16 protein-coding genes and 1 rRNA gene are annotated in these 18961 nt (G+C 66.9%); 11 read left to right on the top strand and 6 right to left on the bottom strand.

Annotation, left to right across the window (positions count from 1 at the left end; translation table 11 throughout):
• Positions 1 to 49 precede the first annotated feature (49 nt).
• From ITJ49_RS06365 to ITJ49_RS06355, 3 genes are all read right to left on the bottom strand, one after another.
• Complete coding sequence (locus ITJ49_RS06365; protein WP_055965327.1) at positions 50 to 1102, bottom strand: NAD(P)-dependent alcohol dehydrogenase; 1053 nt, start codon at positions 1100 to 1102, stop codon at positions 50 to 52.
• Between the two features lie 107 nt (positions 1103 to 1209).
• The gene (locus tag ITJ49_RS06360) at positions 1210 to 2151 is read right to left on the bottom strand and encodes an ROK family protein (protein ID WP_194602991.1); all 942 of its coding nucleotides are present in this window, start codon (positions 2149 to 2151) and stop codon (positions 1210 to 1212) included.
• Positions 2152 to 2171: 20 nt separating this feature from the next.
• Entirely contained in the window at positions 2172 to 2552 is a 381-nt protein-coding gene (locus ITJ49_RS06355; protein WP_055965508.1) for a DUF5997 family protein, read from the bottom strand.
• Positions 2553 to 2683: 131 nt separating this feature from the next.
• Here ITJ49_RS06355 and ITJ49_RS06350 point away from each other — a divergent pair, with 131 nt between their 5' ends.
• The 3 genes from ITJ49_RS06350 to ITJ49_RS06340 are packed head-to-tail and all read left to right on the top strand — an operon-like array spanning position 2684 to position 4439.
• On the top strand, positions 2684 to 3391 hold the full coding sequence (locus ITJ49_RS06350; protein WP_194602988.1) for a LysR family substrate-binding domain-containing protein: 708 nt from the start codon (positions 2684 to 2686) through the stop codon (positions 3389 to 3391).
• 30 nt (positions 3392 to 3421) lie between these two features.
• Positions 3422 to 4201 carry an SDR family oxidoreductase gene (locus tag ITJ49_RS06345; RefSeq protein WP_194602986.1) on the top strand — a complete coding sequence of 260 codons (780 nt, stop codon included), beginning with the start codon at positions 3422 to 3424 and terminating at the stop codon, positions 4199 to 4201.
• Between the two features lie 34 nt (positions 4202 to 4235).
• A complete protein-coding gene (locus ITJ49_RS06340) occupies positions 4236 to 4439 on the top strand; it encodes a DUF2945 domain-containing protein (RefSeq protein ID WP_055965335.1) in 204 nt (67 codons plus the stop codon).
• Here ITJ49_RS06340 and ITJ49_RS06335 read toward each other — a convergent pair.
• Positions 4426 to 5664 (bottom strand): MFS transporter, encoded by a 1239-nt coding sequence (locus ITJ49_RS06335; protein ID WP_194602984.1) that lies wholly within the window; start codon positions 5662 to 5664, stop codon positions 4426 to 4428. The two genes, ITJ49_RS06340 and ITJ49_RS06335, sit on opposite strands and share 14 nt — an antisense overlap.
• Positions 5665 to 5770: 106 nt before the next feature.
• Between ITJ49_RS06335 and ITJ49_RS06330 the strand changes: the two genes are divergently transcribed.
• A complete protein-coding gene (locus tag ITJ49_RS06330; protein ID WP_194602971.1) occupies positions 5771 to 6400 on the top strand; it encodes a TetR/AcrR family transcriptional regulator in 630 nt (209 codons plus the stop codon).
• On the opposite strand, the gene ITJ49_RS06325 is transcribed toward ITJ49_RS06330, so the two are convergent.
• On the bottom strand, positions 6387 to 7229 hold the full coding sequence (locus ITJ49_RS06325) for an ABC transporter permease (RefSeq protein WP_194602968.1): 843 nt from the start codon (positions 7227 to 7229) through the stop codon (positions 6387 to 6389). The two genes, ITJ49_RS06330 and ITJ49_RS06325, sit on opposite strands and share 14 nt — an antisense overlap.
• Positions 7226 to 8200, bottom strand: coding sequence for an ATP-binding cassette domain-containing protein (locus tag ITJ49_RS06320; RefSeq protein ID WP_194602965.1), 975 nt, complete (start codon positions 8198 to 8200; stop codon positions 7226 to 7228). The genes ITJ49_RS06325 and ITJ49_RS06320 overlap by 4 nt, the downstream gene beginning before the upstream one ends.
• Positions 8201 to 8529: 329 nt before the next feature.
• On the opposite strand from ITJ49_RS06320, the gene ITJ49_RS06315 reads away from it, so the two are divergent.
• The 7 genes from ITJ49_RS06315 to ITJ49_RS06285 all read left to right on the top strand — a co-directional run.
• Positions 8530 to 9462 (top strand): lysophospholipid acyltransferase family protein, encoded by a 933-nt coding sequence (locus tag ITJ49_RS06315; protein ID WP_194602963.1) that lies wholly within the window; start codon positions 8530 to 8532, stop codon positions 9460 to 9462.
• A complete protein-coding gene (locus tag ITJ49_RS06310; RefSeq protein ID WP_194602960.1) occupies positions 9459 to 10238 on the top strand; it encodes an ABC transporter ATP-binding protein in 780 nt (259 codons plus the stop codon). Before ITJ49_RS06315 ends, ITJ49_RS06310 begins: the two co-directional genes overlap by 4 nt.
• Positions 10195 to 12672, top strand: a complete 2478-nt coding sequence (locus tag ITJ49_RS06305) for an FtsX-like permease family protein (protein WP_194602957.1) — start codon at positions 10195 to 10197, stop codon at positions 12670 to 12672. The genes ITJ49_RS06310 and ITJ49_RS06305 overlap by 44 nt, the downstream gene beginning before the upstream one ends.
• A gap of 2 nt (positions 12673 to 12674) precedes the next feature.
• Positions 12675 to 13829, top strand: a complete 1155-nt coding sequence (locus ITJ49_RS06300) for a ThiF family adenylyltransferase (RefSeq protein ID WP_194602954.1) — start codon at positions 12675 to 12677, stop codon at positions 13827 to 13829.
• 53 nt (positions 13830 to 13882) lie between these two features.
• Positions 13883 to 17353 carry a bifunctional proline dehydrogenase/L-glutamate gamma-semialdehyde dehydrogenase gene (locus ITJ49_RS06295; protein WP_194602951.1) on the top strand — a complete coding sequence of 1157 codons (3471 nt, stop codon included), beginning with the start codon at positions 13883 to 13885 and terminating at the stop codon, positions 17351 to 17353.
• A gap of 45 nt (positions 17354 to 17398) precedes the next feature.
• On the top strand, positions 17399 to 18169 hold the full coding sequence (locus tag ITJ49_RS06290; RefSeq protein WP_194602949.1) for a fumarylacetoacetate hydrolase family protein: 771 nt from the start codon (positions 17399 to 17401) through the stop codon (positions 18167 to 18169).
• A 630-nt stretch (positions 18170 to 18799) separates the two neighbouring features.
• A 16S ribosomal RNA gene (locus tag ITJ49_RS06285) occupies positions 18800 to 18961 on the top strand; the annotation flags it as partial.

Raw genomic sequence — 18961 nt, 5'->3', positions numbered from 1 at the left:
AGAACCCCCGGCCGATCGGCCGGGGGTTCTTTCGTCGGGGCTCTGCGAACTAGATCGTCGCGGTGTCGATCACGAAGCGGTAGCGCACCTTCGAGGCGACGACGCGCTCGTAGGCCTCGTCGATCGTGGTCGTGTCGGAGGCGTCGAGCACCTCGATCTCGGCGCCGATGTGGTGCTCGGCGCAGAAGTCGAGCATCTCCTGGGTCTCGCGGATGCCGCCGATGTTCGACCCGGCGAGGCTGCGACGGCCCATGATCAGCGATCCGGCGCCAAACGACTGCGGGTTCTCGGGCAGGCCGACGAACACCATGGTGCCGTTGAGGCGAAGGGTGCGAGCGTAAGCGTCGATGTCCATGTCGGCCGAGATCGTGTTGATGATCAGGTCGAACGACGAGCGCAGATCGGTGAAGGTCGACGGGTCGCTCGAGGCGTAGTAGTGGTCGGCTCCGAGCTTGAGGCCGTCTTCCTGCTTCGAGAGCGTCTGGCTGATGACGGTGACCTCGGCGCCCAGAGCGTGAGCGATCTTGACGGCCATGTGGCCGAGCCCGCCCATTCCGACGACGGCGACCTTCTTGCCGGGGCCGGCGCCCCAGTGCTTCAGCGGCGAGTAGGTGGTGATGCCGGCGCAGAGCAGGGGAGCGGCCTCGTCGAGCGAGATGCCCTCGGGAATGGAGAGCACGTAGTTCTCGTCGGCGACGATCTGCTTGCTGTATCCGCCGTAGGTGTCTTCACCCGAGTACTGGCGGCCGTTGTAGGTGGGCACGTTGCCCTTGACACAGAACTGCTCTTCACCGGCGAGGCAGTTCTCGCACTCGCGGCAGGAGTCGACGAAGCAGCCGATGCCGACGCGGTCGCCGACCTTGTGCTTGGTGACGGCGTCGCCGACGGAGGTGACGATTCCGGCGATCTCGTGGCCGGGAACCATGGGGAAGATGGCCTTGCCCCACTCCTCGCGCGCCTGGTGGATGTCGGAGTGGCAGATGCCGGCGAAGGCGATGTCGATCTGGACGTCGTTCGGGCCGACATCGCGAAGCTGAATGGTGGAGCGCTCGAACGGGGCGCCCGCAGTGGGCGTGACGAGAGCGGAAACGGTGGTGGACAAAGAAAGTACCTCCGGGCAGACGAAACGGCCGGACGAAGAACCGCCGGCCGTCATTGGTGTTGCTTAAGCCTAGACCCGCACCCGTCGTCTGTTCTCAGTGAGCGGAATCAGCCGAGCAGATGCGCCTGGTGCACGAGCGCAGCCGCACCGATGAGCGGGCTTTCGTCGGAGAGGCCCGACTTGACCACCCGGATCCTTGTCGCGTACGAGTTGTACGCGGCCTCGTCGATCACCGCGCGCACCAGGTCGAGGTAGTCCGGGCTGACCCGCGAGAATCCGCCGCCGATGGCGACGACGTCGAGGTCGAGCAGGGTCGTGACCGCTGTGATCGCCTCGCCGAGGGCTGTCGCCGATCGGCGCACCGCCGACACCGCGATCGCATCGCCCGTCGCGTAGCCCGCCGCGAGGTCCTCGCCGCGCTCGCCGGTGAAGCCCTGCTCCTGCGCCCAGCGGACGGTGTGCGGCCCGGACGCGAGCACCTCGAGCGTCACCGACTCGCTGGTCTCGCCGGGCGTGCGGGTGGCGATCTGCACCTGGCCGATGTGGCCGGCGTTGCCGGTGCCACCCGACAGCAGGCGGCCGTTCACGATCAGGCCGCCGCCGACCCCGGTCGAGACGGTGATGGCGAGAGCGTTGTCGACGCCCTGTGTCGCGCCGACCCAGTGCTCGGCGAGCGCGAGGCTCACCCCGTCGAGCCGCAGCGTGATCGGCACGGCATTGCCGAGCGACGAGGCGACGAGGCCCGCGACGAGCTCGCGAATCGGAAACTCGCGCCAGGCGGGCAGGTTGATGGGCGAGACGGTGCCGTGGGGCAGGTCGACCGGGCCGGCGCTGCCGATCCCGATGCCGAGCACTGTCGCGTCTGCCGGGAGTGCGGCGAGGGCGTGCGCGACGACCTCCGAAACGGCGGTCGCGAGTTCTTCCGAGGTCGACCCGTGGCCGGTCGGTCGCCTGTCGCGACTACCGGGCAGCAGGACGCCCTCGGAATCGACCAGCGCGGACTCGACCTTGGTGCCGCCGATGTCGACGGCCAGCGCAAATTCACTCACGGCGTCATGCTAGCGGCGGGTCAGGCCTCCTCGGCAGCCGCCCGCTTCGCGGCCTTGTCGGCGTTCTGTTGCTTCACACGGATCTCTTCGTCACGCACGAGGGCCAGGTTGTAGCGCTCAGAGGAGAGCCACGGCGGCATCTCGACGAGCAGGGCCTGGATCTCGTCGGAGGTCAGGGCGTCGTCGATGCCGGCACGGGCGAGGCCCGAAATCGTGATGCCGAGCTTGCGCGCCACCTCGGGGCGGGGGTGTGGGCCGTTCTGGCGGAGGTCGACCAGCCACTCGGGCGGGTTCGACTGCAGCTCGACCAGCTGCTCCCGGGTCACCGGGTTGTCTTGGAACTCTTGGGGGGTGGCCGGCAGGTAGATGCCGAGCTTCTTCGCGGCCGTGAAGGCCTTCATGTTCTGGTCGGGGCGCGACTTCTTGGTCTGACGCGTGTCGGGGGCGTCCGGCTGATCGCTGATCTCGTTGCTCATGTGAATAAGGCTAGCCGTCCGGCATCGATCCCCGGGTGTCGGCTACTCTCGGGCCTGTGTCCTCCCTCCGTATCGCGTTCGTGCCCGGCGTCACCCTGGGCAAGTGGACCCGCATCTGGGAGGAGCGCTTTCCCGACGATCCGCTGACGTTGATCCCGTCAGAAACCGAGGATCCGACTGCTCACCTTCGTGACGACACCGCCGACATGGTCTTCGCTCGCCTTCCGGTCGAGGCTGACGGCCTGCATACGATTCCGCTCTACGACGAGACCCCCTACGTCGTGCTGCCGAGGGAGCACGCGCTCGCCGATGGCGCGAGCGTAGCGCTCGACGAGCTCGAGGGTGAGACGCGCTTCGACCTCGATCCGGCCCTCGATCTCGCCGGTGCGGTCGAGGTCGTGGCGACGGGCGCCGGTGTCGCCGTGATGCCCCAGTCGCTCGCGCGTCTCCACTCCCGCAAGGGCGTGGTCGGCCGTCGAGTCGTCGGCCTCCCCGAGACCACCATCGCTCTCCTCTGGCCGGTCGGCCATCAGACCGACGAGGTCGAGGCGTTCATCGGCATCGTCCGCGGCCGCACGGCCAACAGCTCGCGCGACCAGGAGCAGGCGCCGGCCCAGCGCCCGACCGCCAAGGCGAAGGCGAAAGCGGCGGAGGCCGCGAGGGCTGCGCGCGATGCGAAGGCCGCGAGGACCAAGGGCGCTAAAGGCATCGTCCGGCAGCCCCGCCGTGCCGCTCCCGGCCGCACCCGCGGCAAGCGCAACTGACACGGGTCGACCTCCTGGCAGACTCGACGCATGACACAGTCGTCGCAGCAAAATCAGCCGTCGCAGCCCAAGGCCGCCCTCCTCACGGGCGTCGGCCGTCGCGAGGGGATCGCCGCCGCCATTGCGCTGGCGCTCGCCGCGGACGGCTGGGATCTCGCGCTCGTCACCTGGACGCCGTACGACCGGCGCATGACGTGGGGGGAGCGGCCGGACGACCTCGCGCGTCTGGTCGATGACGTCGAAGCCCTTGGTCAGCGCGTGGTCGTACTGGAAGCCGATCTGTCGGATCCTGACGTCGCCCTCCAGCTCGTCACCAGGGCGGCCGACGCACTCGGCCCGGTGTCGGGCCTCGTGCTCTCGCACTCCGAAAGCGTCGACTCCGGCATTCTCGACACGACGGTCGAGGCGTTCGACCGGCACTACGACGTCAACGTCCGCGCCGCCTGGTTGCTGATCAAGGGTCTCGCCGAGCAGATTCCCGAGAGTGGTGGCCGCATCGTCGCGCTGACGAGCGACCACGTCGTCGACAACATGCCGTACGGCTCGAGCAAGGGTGCCCTCGACCGCATCGTGATCGCGGCCGCCAGAGAGCTCGGCCACCTCGGCATCTCGTCGAACGCCCTGAACCCAGGCCCGGTCGACACCGGCTGGATGACCGATGAGGTTCGCGAGACACTGACGGCCATGCAGCCGACGGGGCGGCTCGGCCTCCCCGGTGATGTCGCCAACGTCGTGCGATTTCTTCTGGGTCCGGAGGGCGGCTGGGTGTCTGGCCAGCTGATCGTGAGCAACGGCGGTTTCAACGTCTGAGGGGTACCGTCGAAGTCCCGATTGAGGAGCAGTCATGGCATTCAGCAAGGGCGACAAGATCACCTGGAACACCCCGCAGGGCGAGACCCACGGCGAGGTGGTCGACAAGCGTGTCAAAGAGTTCGAGTTCGACGGCCAGAAGTTCAAGGCCTCCTCCGACGAGCCGTACTACATCGTGAAGTCCGAGAAGTCGGGCTCCGAGGCCGCCCACAAAGAATCGGCGCTCACGAAGAAGTAGGTCGGTCGAGGTCGCGGACCCGTCGGCTCGCGGCGACCAGTCCGGCGGCGACCAGCACAAGCGCACCGAGAGCGCTCAGCGTCAGGGGAGCGCCGAACCGGTCGACGGCCGGCCCCACCGCCAGTTCGCCGAGCGGCATACCGGCGAGTGAGGCAAGGGTCAGCCCGGCGTAGACCCGGGCCAGGTAACTGCGCGGCACCTGCAGCTGAATCGTCACGTCGAGCGGGATCGTGAAGATCTCGAGGCCGACACTCGCAGCGAAGAGCGCCACGCTCAGCCAGAAGAACCAGTGCAGCGGGTCGATCACCATCGGTCGCACGCTCAGGATCAGCGCGAGCACTCCGAGCGGCAGCGCCATTGCGGCGATCCCGACCGTCGCCGTGGCCAGTCGGAGTCGCCCACGGAGGCGCCCCGCAACAATCGCCCCGACGATCAGACCCAGTGTCTGCACGGCCCCGGCGAAGCCCCACAGCGTCCTGCCGAACGAGTCGTCGGCCGCGAACGGACCGATCACCTGCACGCCGCCGGCGAAGGCGAACTGGGCGACGAACGACAGCGCGAGCGTGGCGCGGAGCCACGGCGATCTGACGACGAACCGGATTCCTACTCCGAGGTCGGCGGCGAACGAGCCGCCGCGCACGGAGCCGATCGTGTCGCGGGGCAGGCCCGCGAAAGCCGCTATCGCGGCGGTGAACACCAGGGATCCGACGGCGAGCGCGATCTCCGGAGAGAACGCTCCGACTACACCCCCTCCGAGTGCGGTGCCTCCGACGAGCCCGAGGTTCATGCCCACCCGGTTCAGCACGGTCGCGTCCCTGACGTCGTCTTCGGGCACCGTGTCTCTCAGCACCGCGTTCGTCGCCGGGGCGAAGAATGCCGATCCGGCGCCGCCGAGTGCCGCGGCCGGCGCGACGAGGGGAAGCGTCGCCGTCCCGGTAGCGAGGAGCAGGGCCGCGGTGGCGAGCGACGCCGCAGAGAGAACCGACGCCGCCACTGCGACCGACCATTTCGGAAGGCGGTCGGCGATGGCGCCGCCGAAGAGCACCAGGGCGACGTTCGGCACCGATCTGCTCGCGATGACGAGACCGAGCCCGGTGGGGCCGGCACCGAGGTCGATGGCAGCGAAGACGAGCGCGACCGGTCCGAGCCCGGCTCCCACCCACGAGAGCAGCCGACCGAGCCAGAGTGCCCGGAACGCCGGGACGCGGAGCAACGACCAGTTCATGGTCGGAGAGGCCGGAAGCACCTCGCCGGGTCGGTCCCGAGGCTCACGGGCCGAGCCTACTCACGCAAGCCCCCGAGTCGCGCCGCTGTCCCGTATCGTCGGGGTCGTGACCTCCGAGACGACGACCGGCCGGCGTGGCAGTTACGCCAAGGGGGTGGCCAAGCGCGAGGCGATTCTCGACGCAGCTCTTCCCGTGTTCGGCCAGAGCGGTTTCCACGGGGCCTCCCTTCGAGAGATCGCGCGCCAGTGCGGCGTCTCCCATCAGTCGCTCCAGCATTATTTCGCGACCAAGGAAGACCTGCTCCTCGCCGTGCTCCGACGCCGCGACGAACGGCTGCGGAGACACTTCGGCGATGCGTCCGGTATGAGGCTCGGCGAACTCCTCGATCTCGCGGAGTACAACGTCGAGGTTCCCGGCGTGATCCAGCTCTTCAATACGGCCTCCGCCGAGTCGACCAGCCCTGAGCATCCGGCGCACGACTACTACGCCGACTTCTACGAGCAGATCGTCGAGTCGACGAGCCGGTATCTTGCGGTCGCCGAGCGCCGTGGGCTCCTGGCACCCGGATTCACCGCCGAGACGGCCGCCCGGGTGGTTCTCGCCGTGCAGGACGGCCTGCAATTGCAGTGGCTTTACGACCGCGACGCCGTCCGGGTGGCCGAGGCGATGCGGCTCGTGATCGCCACGATCGTCACTGTGCCGCTCGAGCAGCTCGACGAGCTCAGCGCGAGCTGATCGACTCGTACCGGCGGATGCAGAGCGGCACGAACACCACCAGCATGACGGCGATGCCGATCAGAACGGTCGGCAGGGCGTTCTGCAGGGTCCAGATATCGGGCAGGGGCTCCGCTCCCTCGTTTCCGAAGAGCTCTCGCGCCGCCTGCACCAGCGACGACACGGGGTTCCACAACGCGAAGACCCGCAGCACCGTCGGCAGCGTGCTGCTCGGCACGAACGCGTTCGAGACGAATGTCAAGGGGAAAAGGATCATGAACGACGCGTTGTTGATCGTCTCCGGCGATTTCACGCTCATGCCGAGCAGCGCCATCACCCAGCTGAACGCGTAGCTGAAGAGCAGCAGCAGGCCGACTCCGCCGAGGAACTCCATCGGAGACGTGTTCACCCGCCACCCGACGGCGACCCCGGTCGCCATCATGATGACCATCGAGATGGCGTTGAGCACGAGGTCGGAGTTCGTCCGCCCGATCAGCACGGCCGACGACGACATGGGCAGGGTGCGGAATCGGTCGATGATGCCGTTCTTCAGGTCTTGCGCCATGGCCGAGCCCGAGAAGGTCGATCCGAAGACCACGGTCTGCGCGAAGATCCCTGCCATCAAGAATTGTGTGTAGTCGGTGCCCTTCACGGCGATCGCTCCGCCGTAGACCTGGCTGAACAGAAGCACGAACATGATCGGCTGGAGCACGGCGAAGATCAGCATGTCGGGGGAGCGCTTGATCTTGATGAGGTTGCGTTTCGTCACGGCCCAGCCGTCCGAGAACCACGAGCTGAAGCCCGAGGTCTCGCGGGGTCGCGCACGGCCCGGTTCGGTCAACGCGGTCATGCGGCATCCTTCGCTTCGGGGGTGTCGGTGCTCTTTCCGGTCAGGCGCAGAAATACGTCGTCGAGGGTCGGCCGTCGCATGCCGGCGTCGTGCAGTTCGATGCCGGCCTCTCCGAGATCGGCGAGCACGGCCTGCAGTGCTTCCGGCCCATTCGTCACCCCCACGTCGACGGTGCGTCCGTCCGTCGAGACCACCGGCGTGGAATCGCCGTGCCGGCCGAGGATCCGCTCCGCCTCGCTCCGGTCGGCGCTTTCCAGCAGCGTCACCACCACTCGATGCCCGCCCACCTGCTGCTTCAACTGGTCGGAGGTGCCCTCGGCGATCACCCGGCCGCCGTCGATCACCGAGATGTCATCGGCGAGCTGATCGGCCTCTTCGAGGTACTGCGTCGTCAGCAGCACGGTCGTCCCGCCCTTGACCAGATCGGTGATGATCTGCCAGAGAGACAGGCGCGACCGCGGGTCGAGTCCGGTGGTCGGCTCGTCCAGGAACAGGACTTCAGGATCCGTCACCAGTGCCCCGGCCAGGTCGATTCGGCGACGCATCCCGCCCGAGAAGCCCTTCACCGGTCGGTCACCCGCGGCGGTGAGGTCGAACAGGTCGATGAGCTCGTGCGCTCGCCGCTGCGACTCCTGCCGCCCCAGGTGGTAGAGACGCCCGATCATGTCGAGGTTCTCGAATCCGGTGAGGTTTTCGTCGACCGCGGCGTACTGACCCGAGACCCCGATGAGCCGTCGGGTCGCCCGCGGATCGGCCAGGACGTCGACTCCAGCGATCGTCGCGGTTCCCTCGTCGGGCCTCGTGAGCGTGGTGAGCACCTTGACGGTGGTGGTCTTGCCGGCCCCGTTGGGCCCCAGTAGTGCCTTGACCGTCCCCTTCGGCACCGACAGGTCGAGCCCGTCGAGGGCTTTGACCGGCCCGGACTTCGACCGGTACCTCTTCGTGAGGCCGTGCGCTTCGATGATGGCCATTTCCGGAGCCTCTCTGCTCGAGTTCGGGCCTCTCGTGGCGCCCAAAATATCAGCGTTCTCACCGGTCCGATAGGTCCAGGCCGCTCATCACAAAATTAAGAATACCTATGTTTGCTTAATATTCAGACGCGTGGAAAGGTTGGTCCACCGCGAGCTCCGGCTCGCGGCTCGAAGACGAAGGAGGTGACATCGATGAAGAAGGTCAAGACCGCCCCCCTCGCCCCCGGGGCAGCCACACGCTGCGACCGTGGCAACTGTATGTGCACCTGATCGGACGCGGTGGGGTGAGACAGATCGCCCCACCGCATCCCCGTCACGAGGACCCGTCGATGAATCTGCCTCTATTCACTCTCTTCACGCTTCCCGATCACCCGCAGCTCTGGCGAGCGCTTCGGGCGGCCGGGCCCGCGACGGCATGGCGACTCATGTCCGAACTCGCCGCGATCGATCTTCCCCTCTACGAGGCGGTGAACGAGCCGACCCAGCGGGCCGCTCACTTCGCCCGTTGTGCACGTGACTTCATGCTGCAAGCTCCCGACGCGGCTATGCGGGCCGACGGTGCCTCGCAGCGTTTTGCGACCTACGGCCCACGGCTTCAACTCGAGACGTCGTACCTCACGCTTTGGCTCGCTGATCCTCAAACCCTCTTCCGAGAGGTCGTCGAGGTCGAAGGAGCCGAGCATCTTCAGGAGCAACTCGACAAGGGCCGGGGTGTCGTCGTCCTGCCCCTCCATTTCGGTCCTTCGTATGCCATCCCACCGCTCCTCGGGCACTTCGTGAGTACTCGATTCGCCTTCAATCGCATGAATTTCGACGCGTTGAAAGCGCTGGCGTTTCCTGCCCTGGACGTGGGGGCCTTCGACGTCAACGACGACGCGACATTCCTTCGCGGTTTTCGAGCGCTTCGAGAGAACAAGGCCTTCGCCCTCTTTCCCGAACTCGATCCGCGAGGCCAGGAGCGCAATCATGTTCGTGTCCCCTTCCTCGGCACGAGCGTCCTCGCCCCGAGCGGCCCGGTGGCTCTTGCGCGCCGCGCCGGAGCCCCTCTTCTCCCTGTCGTGCTCGACTCGAGAGGAGACGGGCGCTTCATCCTTCGATTCCTCGAAGCGATCGACCCTCCTGTAACCCCGTTCGACGACGAGGCCATCCTCAGGCGCCTCTGGGTCACGATCGGCGACGTGGCCAAGGCGGGCCGGCTCGGCGACTGGGAGATGTGGCTCGAGTTCGATCTGATGAGACCCGAGCCGGAGCAGATGGCATGAGCGGTGCGGTCATCTCAGCCTGCGATCTGTCTCGCGAGTATGTCGATCTCGGAGGTGCGCCCGTCCGGGCGGTCACAAACGTCTCCCTCGACGTGAGCCAGGGCGAACTCGTCGCGATCGTCGGGCCCTCGGGGTCCGGCAAATCCACGCTTCTTCAACTTCTCGGGGGATTGGATCGACCGACATTCGGCCAGATCCGTGTCGCCGGGGTAGATCTGGCCGACGCGTCCGAGAGGCAGCTGACGATCTTCCGGCGTGACCACATCGGATTCGTATTCCAGGCCCTCCACCTCGTCCCGACCATGAGCGTCGTCGAGAACGTCGCCCTTTCTGCGATCGTCAGCGGTCGCAGGCGATCCGACTGGATAGACCGCGCACTGCAGGTCCTGTCGCTGCTCGGTCTGGGTGACCGCCTCGATCGGCCTCAGAACGTTCTCTCGGGCGGAGAGCGTCAACGCGTGGCGGTCGGCCGAGCGATCTTCTCCCGGCCTGATGTTCTTCTGGCGGATGAGCCGACCGGTGCGCTCGACTCCGACAACTCGAGGGTCGTCCTCGAGCTCATTCGCAGCGCGGTCGACGCGGGAGAAAGCGCATGCGGCGTCGTCGTGACTCACGACGTCGAGGTGGCAGCCTTCGCGGATCGTGTTGTGGCTGTCCATGACGGCCGGATCACGGATCAGCTCGTTCTCTCGCCGCGCCCGAGCGTCACGACGACGGGGGAGGAGCGTGATCGTGCGAGCAGCATTCGCGAATGGCTGGCGACAGCTTCGGTCTGAGTCGAAGAGGCACGTCCTTCCGTTCACCACGCTCGCAATCGGTGTCGCCATGCTGTTCGGAACGCTCCTCGCCGCCCAGGGGGCGGCAATGTCAGTCTCCGACGGAGTCCGCTCGCTGACCACGTTCGGTGATATCGGGGTCGTTCCGGCGGCCGGGTACGACGCCATCCCTCAGACTGCGGTGGCCGAGATCAGACAGCTGTCCGGCGTCATGTCGATGCTTCCGACGTTCAGTTCCGCGTCTGCGGTGCAGAATCCCGAGGGTGGGTCGTCTGCGCGAGACGTCATTGTGACCGGTTATCCCACCAGCGCCGACTCGATCGTCGATCGCGTCGTGAGCGAGGGGCGCCTTCCCGACGGAGAGCGTTCCGAGGCGCTTCTCCCGACGGATGTCGCCTCCGCGCTCGGGGTCGGCGTCGGCTCGACTCTCGAGGTGGCGACCAGTGCCGGCCAGAGATCGGTGGTCGTCGTCGGATTGGCCGATCCGTCGTCGCTCGGCGTGTTCGGCCGGGACAACGTCTTCGTGACCCTCGACGAGGCCCAGCGCTTCTTCGACGCCCGAGACGAGGTGACGCGAATCGATCTTGTCGTCAGCGTTCCCGATGCATCGTCCTGGGGGCTGCGGCATGCCCGCGACCTTCCGGCTGGGGCCGCTTTCCAAGACACCGCCGCGGTCGCCGATGCCCTCGATCCCGTCCAGCAGACTCTCGGCCTAGTCCTCGTCGTGTGCGGCGCCGTCGTCCTCCTTGTGGCCGTCCTCCTCACGGCCGTCGCTTTTCGCTCGTCCGTCGCGGCACGTGCACGAACATTCGGGCTCCTGAGAACGGTCGGGGCGACCTCCGGGTGGTTGGCTCGCGGCGTTCTCGCCGAGGCCGGGCTGGTAGGCGTCGTCGGAACGACCGTCGGGCTCGTCTTCGGCTATGCGGGGTCGTGGGCGACGGCTGTTCTCAGTGCTCCCGGTGAATCATCGACCTCGGGACCGCCGACTCTCACGTTCCTCTCGGTCGTTCTCTGCGTCGGGGCCGGAATTGCGGCAGCCCTCGCGGGTGCGGGTCGGGCCGTTCTCGTCGTGTCCCGCACCTCCCCGTCCGACCTCTCTCACAGCAGCGAGGAGTCGACCACGAAGAACTCGATCCTCCCGGTAGTCGCGGGCATCGCACTCCTCGGTGCGGGTTACGTGGTCCTCGCCGTCCATTCTGAGGTGTTCGCTTTCGCGGGCTTCGCCTGCCTCTGCGTGTCCACCCTGTTCATTGCACCGGTCCTGGCACGAATTCTGGCCAGGGGTGTCGCTCGTCATGCCGACTGGCGACTCGCTGCCGCCGGTCGACGAAACTCGGCCACGTCCGTCCTGGGGATGCCTGCGAGGGTGGCCTCCGTCCTCGTCTGCATCTCCATCGCCCTGTGCGTTGGCGTCGGGGCGATCGGCAAGGCGATGGAGGCGCAGATCTCGAAGCAATTCGGGGCCGACGTGCAAGTGACCGCTCCTGTCGCGCAGAATGCGTTGCTCGGGGAACGATTGGCCGCTATCACGGGGGTCGAACTCGTAACGGCGACTGGAGATGGACAAGTCGACGTCTCGCACGGTTCGAATGTCACCTCGGTCGGGTTCCTGGCCGTCGATCCCTCGACCTACTTCTCGGTCGCTCAGCTGCCGTGGCAAGACGGCGACGATCGTTCCACGCCCAGGCGGTTCGACGAGGGGGCGACGGCCATCGTGCCCGTCGCGGTGGCTGACGAGCTCGATCTGCGGCCTGGAGACAGGATGGAGGTCGCTCGAAACGGAGTCGTCGCGCGCGTCGACGTCGTGGCGACGTTCTCCTCTCTGGCGACGGGCAACCAGATCATCCTTCCGCTCGAGGTGGCGACTCGGCTCGGCTCGGCTGGAGTAACCGGCTACGACATCTCCGCAGTGGAGGGCGCCGACGTGCTCGCTGTTCGCGACCGCGTTGCTCAAGAGATGGCCGTGGTCCCGGGAGCGACAGTCATCACCGGAGTCGAGATGAAGGCGCGTGCGAGTAGCCAGCTCACCGCCTACACCTCGGTCGTTCTCGGGGTGATCGGCATCGCCCTGGTATTCGGCGCGGTCGGTGTCAGCTCCGTCTTCGCGAGCGACGTCGCGCGCCGGCGACGGGAGTTCGCCTCGCTTCAGGTGGTGGGGGCGAGACGCAGCAGCGTCCTGGTCCTGGTCTTCGGTGGAACAGGTCTCGTGGCTCTCACGGCGGTGATCCTCGGCGTCGGCACGGGGTGGCCAGCCGGCATTCTGCTGACTTCCGTCGTCGGTGGTTCCCTGGGCGTCGCGATCACGCCAGAGTTTCCGATCGTCTCGACCATCGGTGTTGTGGCGATGCTGATCGCGGCCTTGGTCGCAGCGACAGTGGTTCCGGCCCGAAGGGGTCTCGGTGTGAGCCCAGCCGACGCGCTGAGAGAGGAATAGAAGTGCCTTCGACAACACAATCGGCTGCTTCCGACTACCGGCCCGAGCTGCGCGGAAGTGTCATCGCCGCTCGCAAGAACAGCCGGATTCAATTCACCCGGCTCATGGAGTTGGTCGTGACCGAGTTCGAGGTCGACCCGTACGTCTTCGACCTGGTGTCGTTGCTCGACGGGACGCGGAGCCTCCCCCAGCTCCTTCACGAACTCAGCGCGAGTCATGCGGTCACTCAGGCAGAGGTCGACGATGTGCTCGCTGTCCTCAGCGAAGAGCGTCTGCTCCGGGTTGCCGCTTCCCCTGAGACGGTGCCCGAGCGTCATTCTCGGCAGGCGCTCTTCCTCGACGAGCTCGTGGCATCGCATGCTTTTCTCGCTTCCTCGGCGGAAGACCTGCAACGGCGACTCGCAGAGGCTCACGTCGTGATCGTCGGAGCCGGTGGAGCGGGAAGCTGGGTCATCCAGTCGCTCGCCCTCACCGGAATCGGAACCTTCACGGTCATCGATCCCGACGTCGTCGAGATCTCGAATCTGAATCGGCAGGTGCTCTACCTGCCCGGCGACGTCGGGCGGCCCAAGGCGGACGTCGCGGTCCGCCGCCTTTACGAGCTCGATTCGTCGATTCGTGTCCACTCCGTGAAGCGCGCCGTCGTCTCGACCGACGACCTCGCCGATCTCGTCGCGTCGGCATCCCTCGTGATCAACTGCGCTGACGAGCCGAATGTCACTGCTGCGTCTGATGTCGTCGCGTCGGTTGCGCAGCCCCTCGGTATCCCCCACATCGTCGGCGGTGCTTACGGCGCCAATCTCGGCGCTCCCGGCACCACCATCGTGCCCGGGAGGACCGTCTGCTGGGCCTGCATTCGCGCGGCGACCTCCTTCGACCACGGGGGCGACGCCTGGATCCCCATCCGAGGCAGAAGCAAGTCGAGTGGATCTCTCGCCCCAATCGCCGGGATGGTGGGCAATCTGCTCGCCTGGGAGGCCGTTCGGGTCATCCTGCAGCTGCCTCCGGCCCTGGCGGATGGAATTCGCGAGATAGACCTCATGACTCTTGTCTGGCGCGAGCGCCGTCTCGAGTCGCGGCCCGACTGCTCGTGCGCTAAGCGGCACCCATTCCCGTCGGCTTCATCCGATTCCGGGTGCTTCGACCGGCATTTGTGAAGAACACATTTCGCCCCTTGCGCCGCCAGAACGCGGCGACTTATTCTTGCCGCGTGGCAAACATTGACTCGGCCGAGCGCCCGGTATCCGCAACCGCATCCACGGTCCCCGCGGCCTTCCCGCCCGGGCTGGGCGACGAGGCCGTCGCTCTGGCCCACCGCTGGGTGCACGAGTCGAGCAGCGCACCCGGCACCAAATCGGCCGAGCTTCTCGCCGAGGTCCTCAAAGACGAGTCCGGCCTGGCCTTCACGATCGGCTTCGTCGACCGGGTCGTCCGTCCCGAAGACCTCTCGGTGGCCGCGCGAAACCTCAAGGCGCTCGCCGCGGGCGTCCCGGCGTTCCTGCCCTGGTACATGCGTGCGGCCGTGCGCGTCGGCGGCGCCCTCGCTCCGACCCTTCCGAAGATCGTCGTTCCGGTCGCCCGACGCGTCCTCCGCTCGATGGTCGGCCACCTCATCGCCGACTCGCGGCCCGTCCAGCTCGGACGAGCAATTGCCGCTCTCAAGAAAGACGGCACCCGCCTCAACCTCAACCTCCTCGGCGAGGCCGTCCTCGGCGACGGTGAGGCAGACCACCGCCTGGCCGGCACGCGCGCCCTGCTCGAGCGCCCCGACGTCGACTACGTGTCGATCAAGGTCTCGTCGATCGTCAGTCAGCTGTCGATGTGGGCCTTCGACGAGACCGTCGAGCGCGTCGTCACGAAGCTCACTCCGCTGTACGAGATCGCGGCTGCGTCGCCGACGCCCAAATTCATCAACCTCGACATGGAGGAGTACCGCGATCTCGACCTCACCCTCGCCGTCTTCATGCGCGTGCTCGACCAGCCGCAGTTGAAGAGCCTCGAGGCCGGAATCGTGCTGCAGACCTACCTGCCCGATGCGCTCGGGGCGATGCAGCGCCTGAGCGAGTGGGCCACCCGCCGTGTCGACGCCGGTGGCGCCGCGGTCAAGGTCCGCGTGGTCAAGGGTGCGAACCTCGCGATGGAGCACGTCGACTCGGCCGTCCACGACTGGCCCCTCGCCACCTACGACACCAAGCAAGACAGCGACACCAACTACAAGCGAGTTCTCTCCTGGGCGATGACGCCCGAGCGCACTCGCGCCATCCGGCTCGGAGTCGCCGGCCACAACCTCTTCGACATCGCCTTCGCCCACCTCCTGTCGAAGCAGCGCGGGGTCGAGGGCCGCGTCGAGTTCGAGATGCTGCTCGGAATGGCCGAGGGGCAGGCGGAGCTCATCAAGCAGGATGTCGGCGGGCTTCTGCTCTACACACCCGTCGTCCACCCGCGCGAGTTCGACGTCGCGATCAGCTACCTGATCCGCCGTCTCGAAGAGAACGCGTCGCACGACAACTTCATGTCGGCCGTCTTCGAGCTCGCGACCAGCGACGCTCTCTTCGACCGCGAGAAGCAACGCTTCCTGTCGTCGCTGGCCGAGGTGACGCCCGAGACTCCCGCGGCGCATCGTGTGCAGTCCCGGCCGACCGACGTGCTGGCACCCCGCACCGACGGATTCGAGAACGAACCCGATACCGATCCGGCGCTGGCTGACAACCGAGACTGGGGGCGCAGGATCCTGCAGTCCGTCCCCGACTCCACCCTCGGAGTGGCAACCATCACCGCTGCCGGGGTCACCGACTCCGCCGTGCTCGAGGGCATCGTGCAGTCCGCGGTCGCCGCAGCCCCCTCGTGGGCAGCACTCGGCGGAGCCGGGCGCGCGGCCGTGCTCCGCCGTGCCGCCGTCGAGCTGGGTCGACGCCGGGCGCAGTTCATCGAGGTGGCTGCCTCCGAGACCGGCAAGACGATCGCCGAGGGCGACGTCGAGGTCTCCGAGGCCATCGACTTCGCGAACTACTACGCCTCACTCGCCGAAGAGCTCGACGCCGTCGACGGCGCGGTCTACTCGGCGCCCACCCTCGTCGTCGTCACTCCGCCGTGGAACTTCCCTGTTGCGATCCCGACCGGTTCCACTGTCGCGGGCCTCGCCGCCGGAGCCTCCGTGATTCTCAAGCCGGCTGGGCAGGCAAAGCGGTGCGGCGCCGTGCTCGCCGAAGCCCTCTGGGCGGCGGGCGTGCCGAGCGAGGTGCTCCGACTCGTCGACGTCGAGGAGGGCGAGCTGGGTCGCCAGCTCGTCTCGCACCCTGCCGTCGACCGTGTGATCCTCACCGGCGCCTTCGAGACCGCCGAGCTCTTCCGCTCCTGGCGCGAAGACCTGCCCCTGCTCGCTGAGACCAGCGGCAAGAACGCGATCATCGTCACGCCGAGTGCCGACCTCGATCTCGCCGCCTCCGACGTCATCAAGTCGGCCTTCGGTCACGCCGGGCAGAAGTGCTCGGCCGCCAGCCTCGTCATCCTCGTGGGCTCGGTCGGCACCTCGGAGCGCTTCCGCCGGCAGCTCGTCGACGCCGCGTCCAGCATGCGCGTCGGGCTGCCCTCCGACCCCACCACGCAGATGGGCCCGATCATCGAGCCCGCTGCCGGCAAGCTCCTCGGCGCGCTCACGACGCTCGCGCCGGGGGAGTCCTGGCTCGTCGAGCCGAAACGCCTCGACGACACGGGTCGTCTCTGGTCGCCGGGCATCCGCGCCGGAGTCGCGCCCGGCAGCCACTTCCACCGCACGGAGTTCTTCGGCCCGGTCCTCGGCATCATGACGGCCCGCACCCTCGACGAGGCGATCGAGCTGCAGAACGCGACCGACTTCGGGCTCACCGCGGGTCTGCACACCCTTGACCGCACCGAGCTGGGCACCTGGCTCGACCGGGTCGAGGCGGGCAACCTCTACGTCAACCGGGGGATCACCGGGGCGATCGTCCGCCGTCAGCCGTTCGGCGGCTGGAAGCGCTCAGCGGTCGGAGCCGGCGGCAAAGCCGGGGGCCCGAACTATCTCGTGCACCTCGGATCCTGGGCTCCGGCCCCGCTTGCCGAGCAGCCGACGACGCCCCTCTCGGCCCCGGTCGAGCGATTCGTCGAAGCGGTCGAGAAGGCCGAAGGATCCCACGGGTCACTTCGTGCCGCTGCTTCAGCCGATGAGCGCGCCTGGTCGGCCACCTTCGGCGCGGCCGTCGACGTCTCGCAGGTGGGCCTCGAGCGCAACGTCTTTCGCTATCGCCCGCTGCCGGTCGTGGTGCGCCTCGCCGAGGGCGGCTCGGTGCGCGATCTGGCGAGGGTCGTCGCCGCGGGGCTTCGCGCGGGCTCGGCGATGACCATCAGCTCGGCGCTCGCGCTTCCGCCCGCCGCGGTCACTGCGCTCGGCACGGTCTCGTTCGTCCGTGCCTCCGACGCGGCGTTCCACGACACAGCCGCACGGGGCGAGCTCGGCGCCGCCCGTGTCCGCCTCATCGGCCCGGCCGATGCATCGGGGCGTCTCGCAGTCGCTCTGCACGGCGACCCGGCAGTCGCGGTCTTCGCCCAGACCGTCACTCCTTCCGCCCGTCTCGAGTTGCTGCCGTTCCTTCGCGAGCAGGCTGTGACGATCACGGCCCACCGCTTCGGCAACCCCGACGCCTGGAGCGATGGCGTCATCTGACCGGAGGCCCAGGCCCGGAGCGGGGCGAGCAAGTAGGCTCGCCCCGTGAAGATCGCACGTTTTGCCAGCCCAGGAGAAGACCCTCGATTCGGCGTCGTCGACGGTGAAGACCTCGTCGTTCTCGCCGGAGACCCGATGTACGCGGGGTACGAGACCACGGGGGAGCGCGTTCCGCTCCGCACGACGAAGATCCTCGCGCCGGTGATCCCGCGCTCCAAGGTGGTGGGCATCGGCCTGAACTACTACGACCATGCCGACGAGATGGGTCAAGAGGCGCCGGAGTTCCCGATGGTCTTCCTCAAGCCGAACACGACGGTGGTCGGCCCCGGCGATCCCATTCAGATCCCGCCCGTCGAGGGGGAGATCCACCTCGAGGGCGAGCTCGCCATCGTTATCGGTGCCATCGCCAAGCGCGTCAAGGCCGAAGACTATGCCGATGTCGTCTTCGGCTACACGATCGCCAACGACGTCACCGCCCGTGGTGTGCAAGAGACCGACGGCCAGTGGACTCGCGCCAAGAGCTACGACACGTTCTGCCCGATCGGCCCGTACATCGAGACGGAGCTCGACTGGACCGACCTCAAGATCCAGTCGCGAGTCGACGGCGAAGTTCTGCAGCGCGAGACGACGCAGCAGATGATTCACAAGATCCCCGAGCTCATCGCGTACGTCAGCGACATCTTCACGCTGCTTCCGGGCGACATCATCCTCACCGGAACCCCGGCCGGAGTGGGCCCGTTCACCGAGGGGCAGACCGTCGAGATCAGCATCGAAGGCCTCGGCTCGCTGATCAACCCGGCCAAGGCTCGGGCCTAACCACCTCCGAGGCCCGAGAAACCAAGGATCCATCGGGGTGTGTCATCCGCGACACGCCCGGGATGCGCGTGAGATTTGGCCCATCGGCCATCCACACGTATTGTTTTCTCTTGTCAGGCCAAAGGAACGAAACGGGCCGGGAGCGAAAGCCCCGGTACGGACTTCCTCAAGTGCTGGCATCCTCCCCCCAAATTGATTCGTTCAGAATCTGGCTCGCTTGCGAGTCCGCAGGGATGTGGTTAGGATTGCAAAGCTCCATCCGGCAAGCAACGCTTGCAAGCGCTTCCTAGCGAAGCGAAGTCTAATCAACCGGGTTATAAACACGGTTTGACAGGGCCCGAACGGACGGATAAGGTTTCAAAGTTGCCTCCGACGAGGTTCGAACAGTACTGATTTAGGTCAGGTTCGGGCGGGTTTGGGGTGCGTTTGGTCCTTGAGAACTCAACAGCGTGCACATTGTCAAATGCCAAATTATACCTCGGCATTCAGTGGATCTATGCCTTCGGTGTAGTGGTTCTGGGTGTTGGGTTTCTTTGAGATTGAAATGGACAACAATCGTCAGATTGTTTTGTTCTTTTGGTCAGCATCAAACTTGCTGTCACTGGCTTCGGTTGGTGATGGTGTTTTTCTTTTACGGAGAGTTTGATCCTGGCTCAGGACGAACGCTGGCGGCGTGCTTAACACATGCAAGTCGAACGATGAAGGGGAGCTTGCTTCCTTGGATTAGTGGCGAACGGGTGAGTAACACGTGAGTAACCTGCCCTTGACTCTGGGATAAGCGTTGGAAACGAC

The organism is Frondihabitans sp. VKM Ac-2883 (assembly GCF_015350875.1).
Lineage (GTDB): Bacteria > Actinomycetota > Actinomycetes > Actinomycetales > Microbacteriaceae > Frondihabitans.
This window is presented reverse-complemented; position numbering and strand designations above follow the sequence as displayed.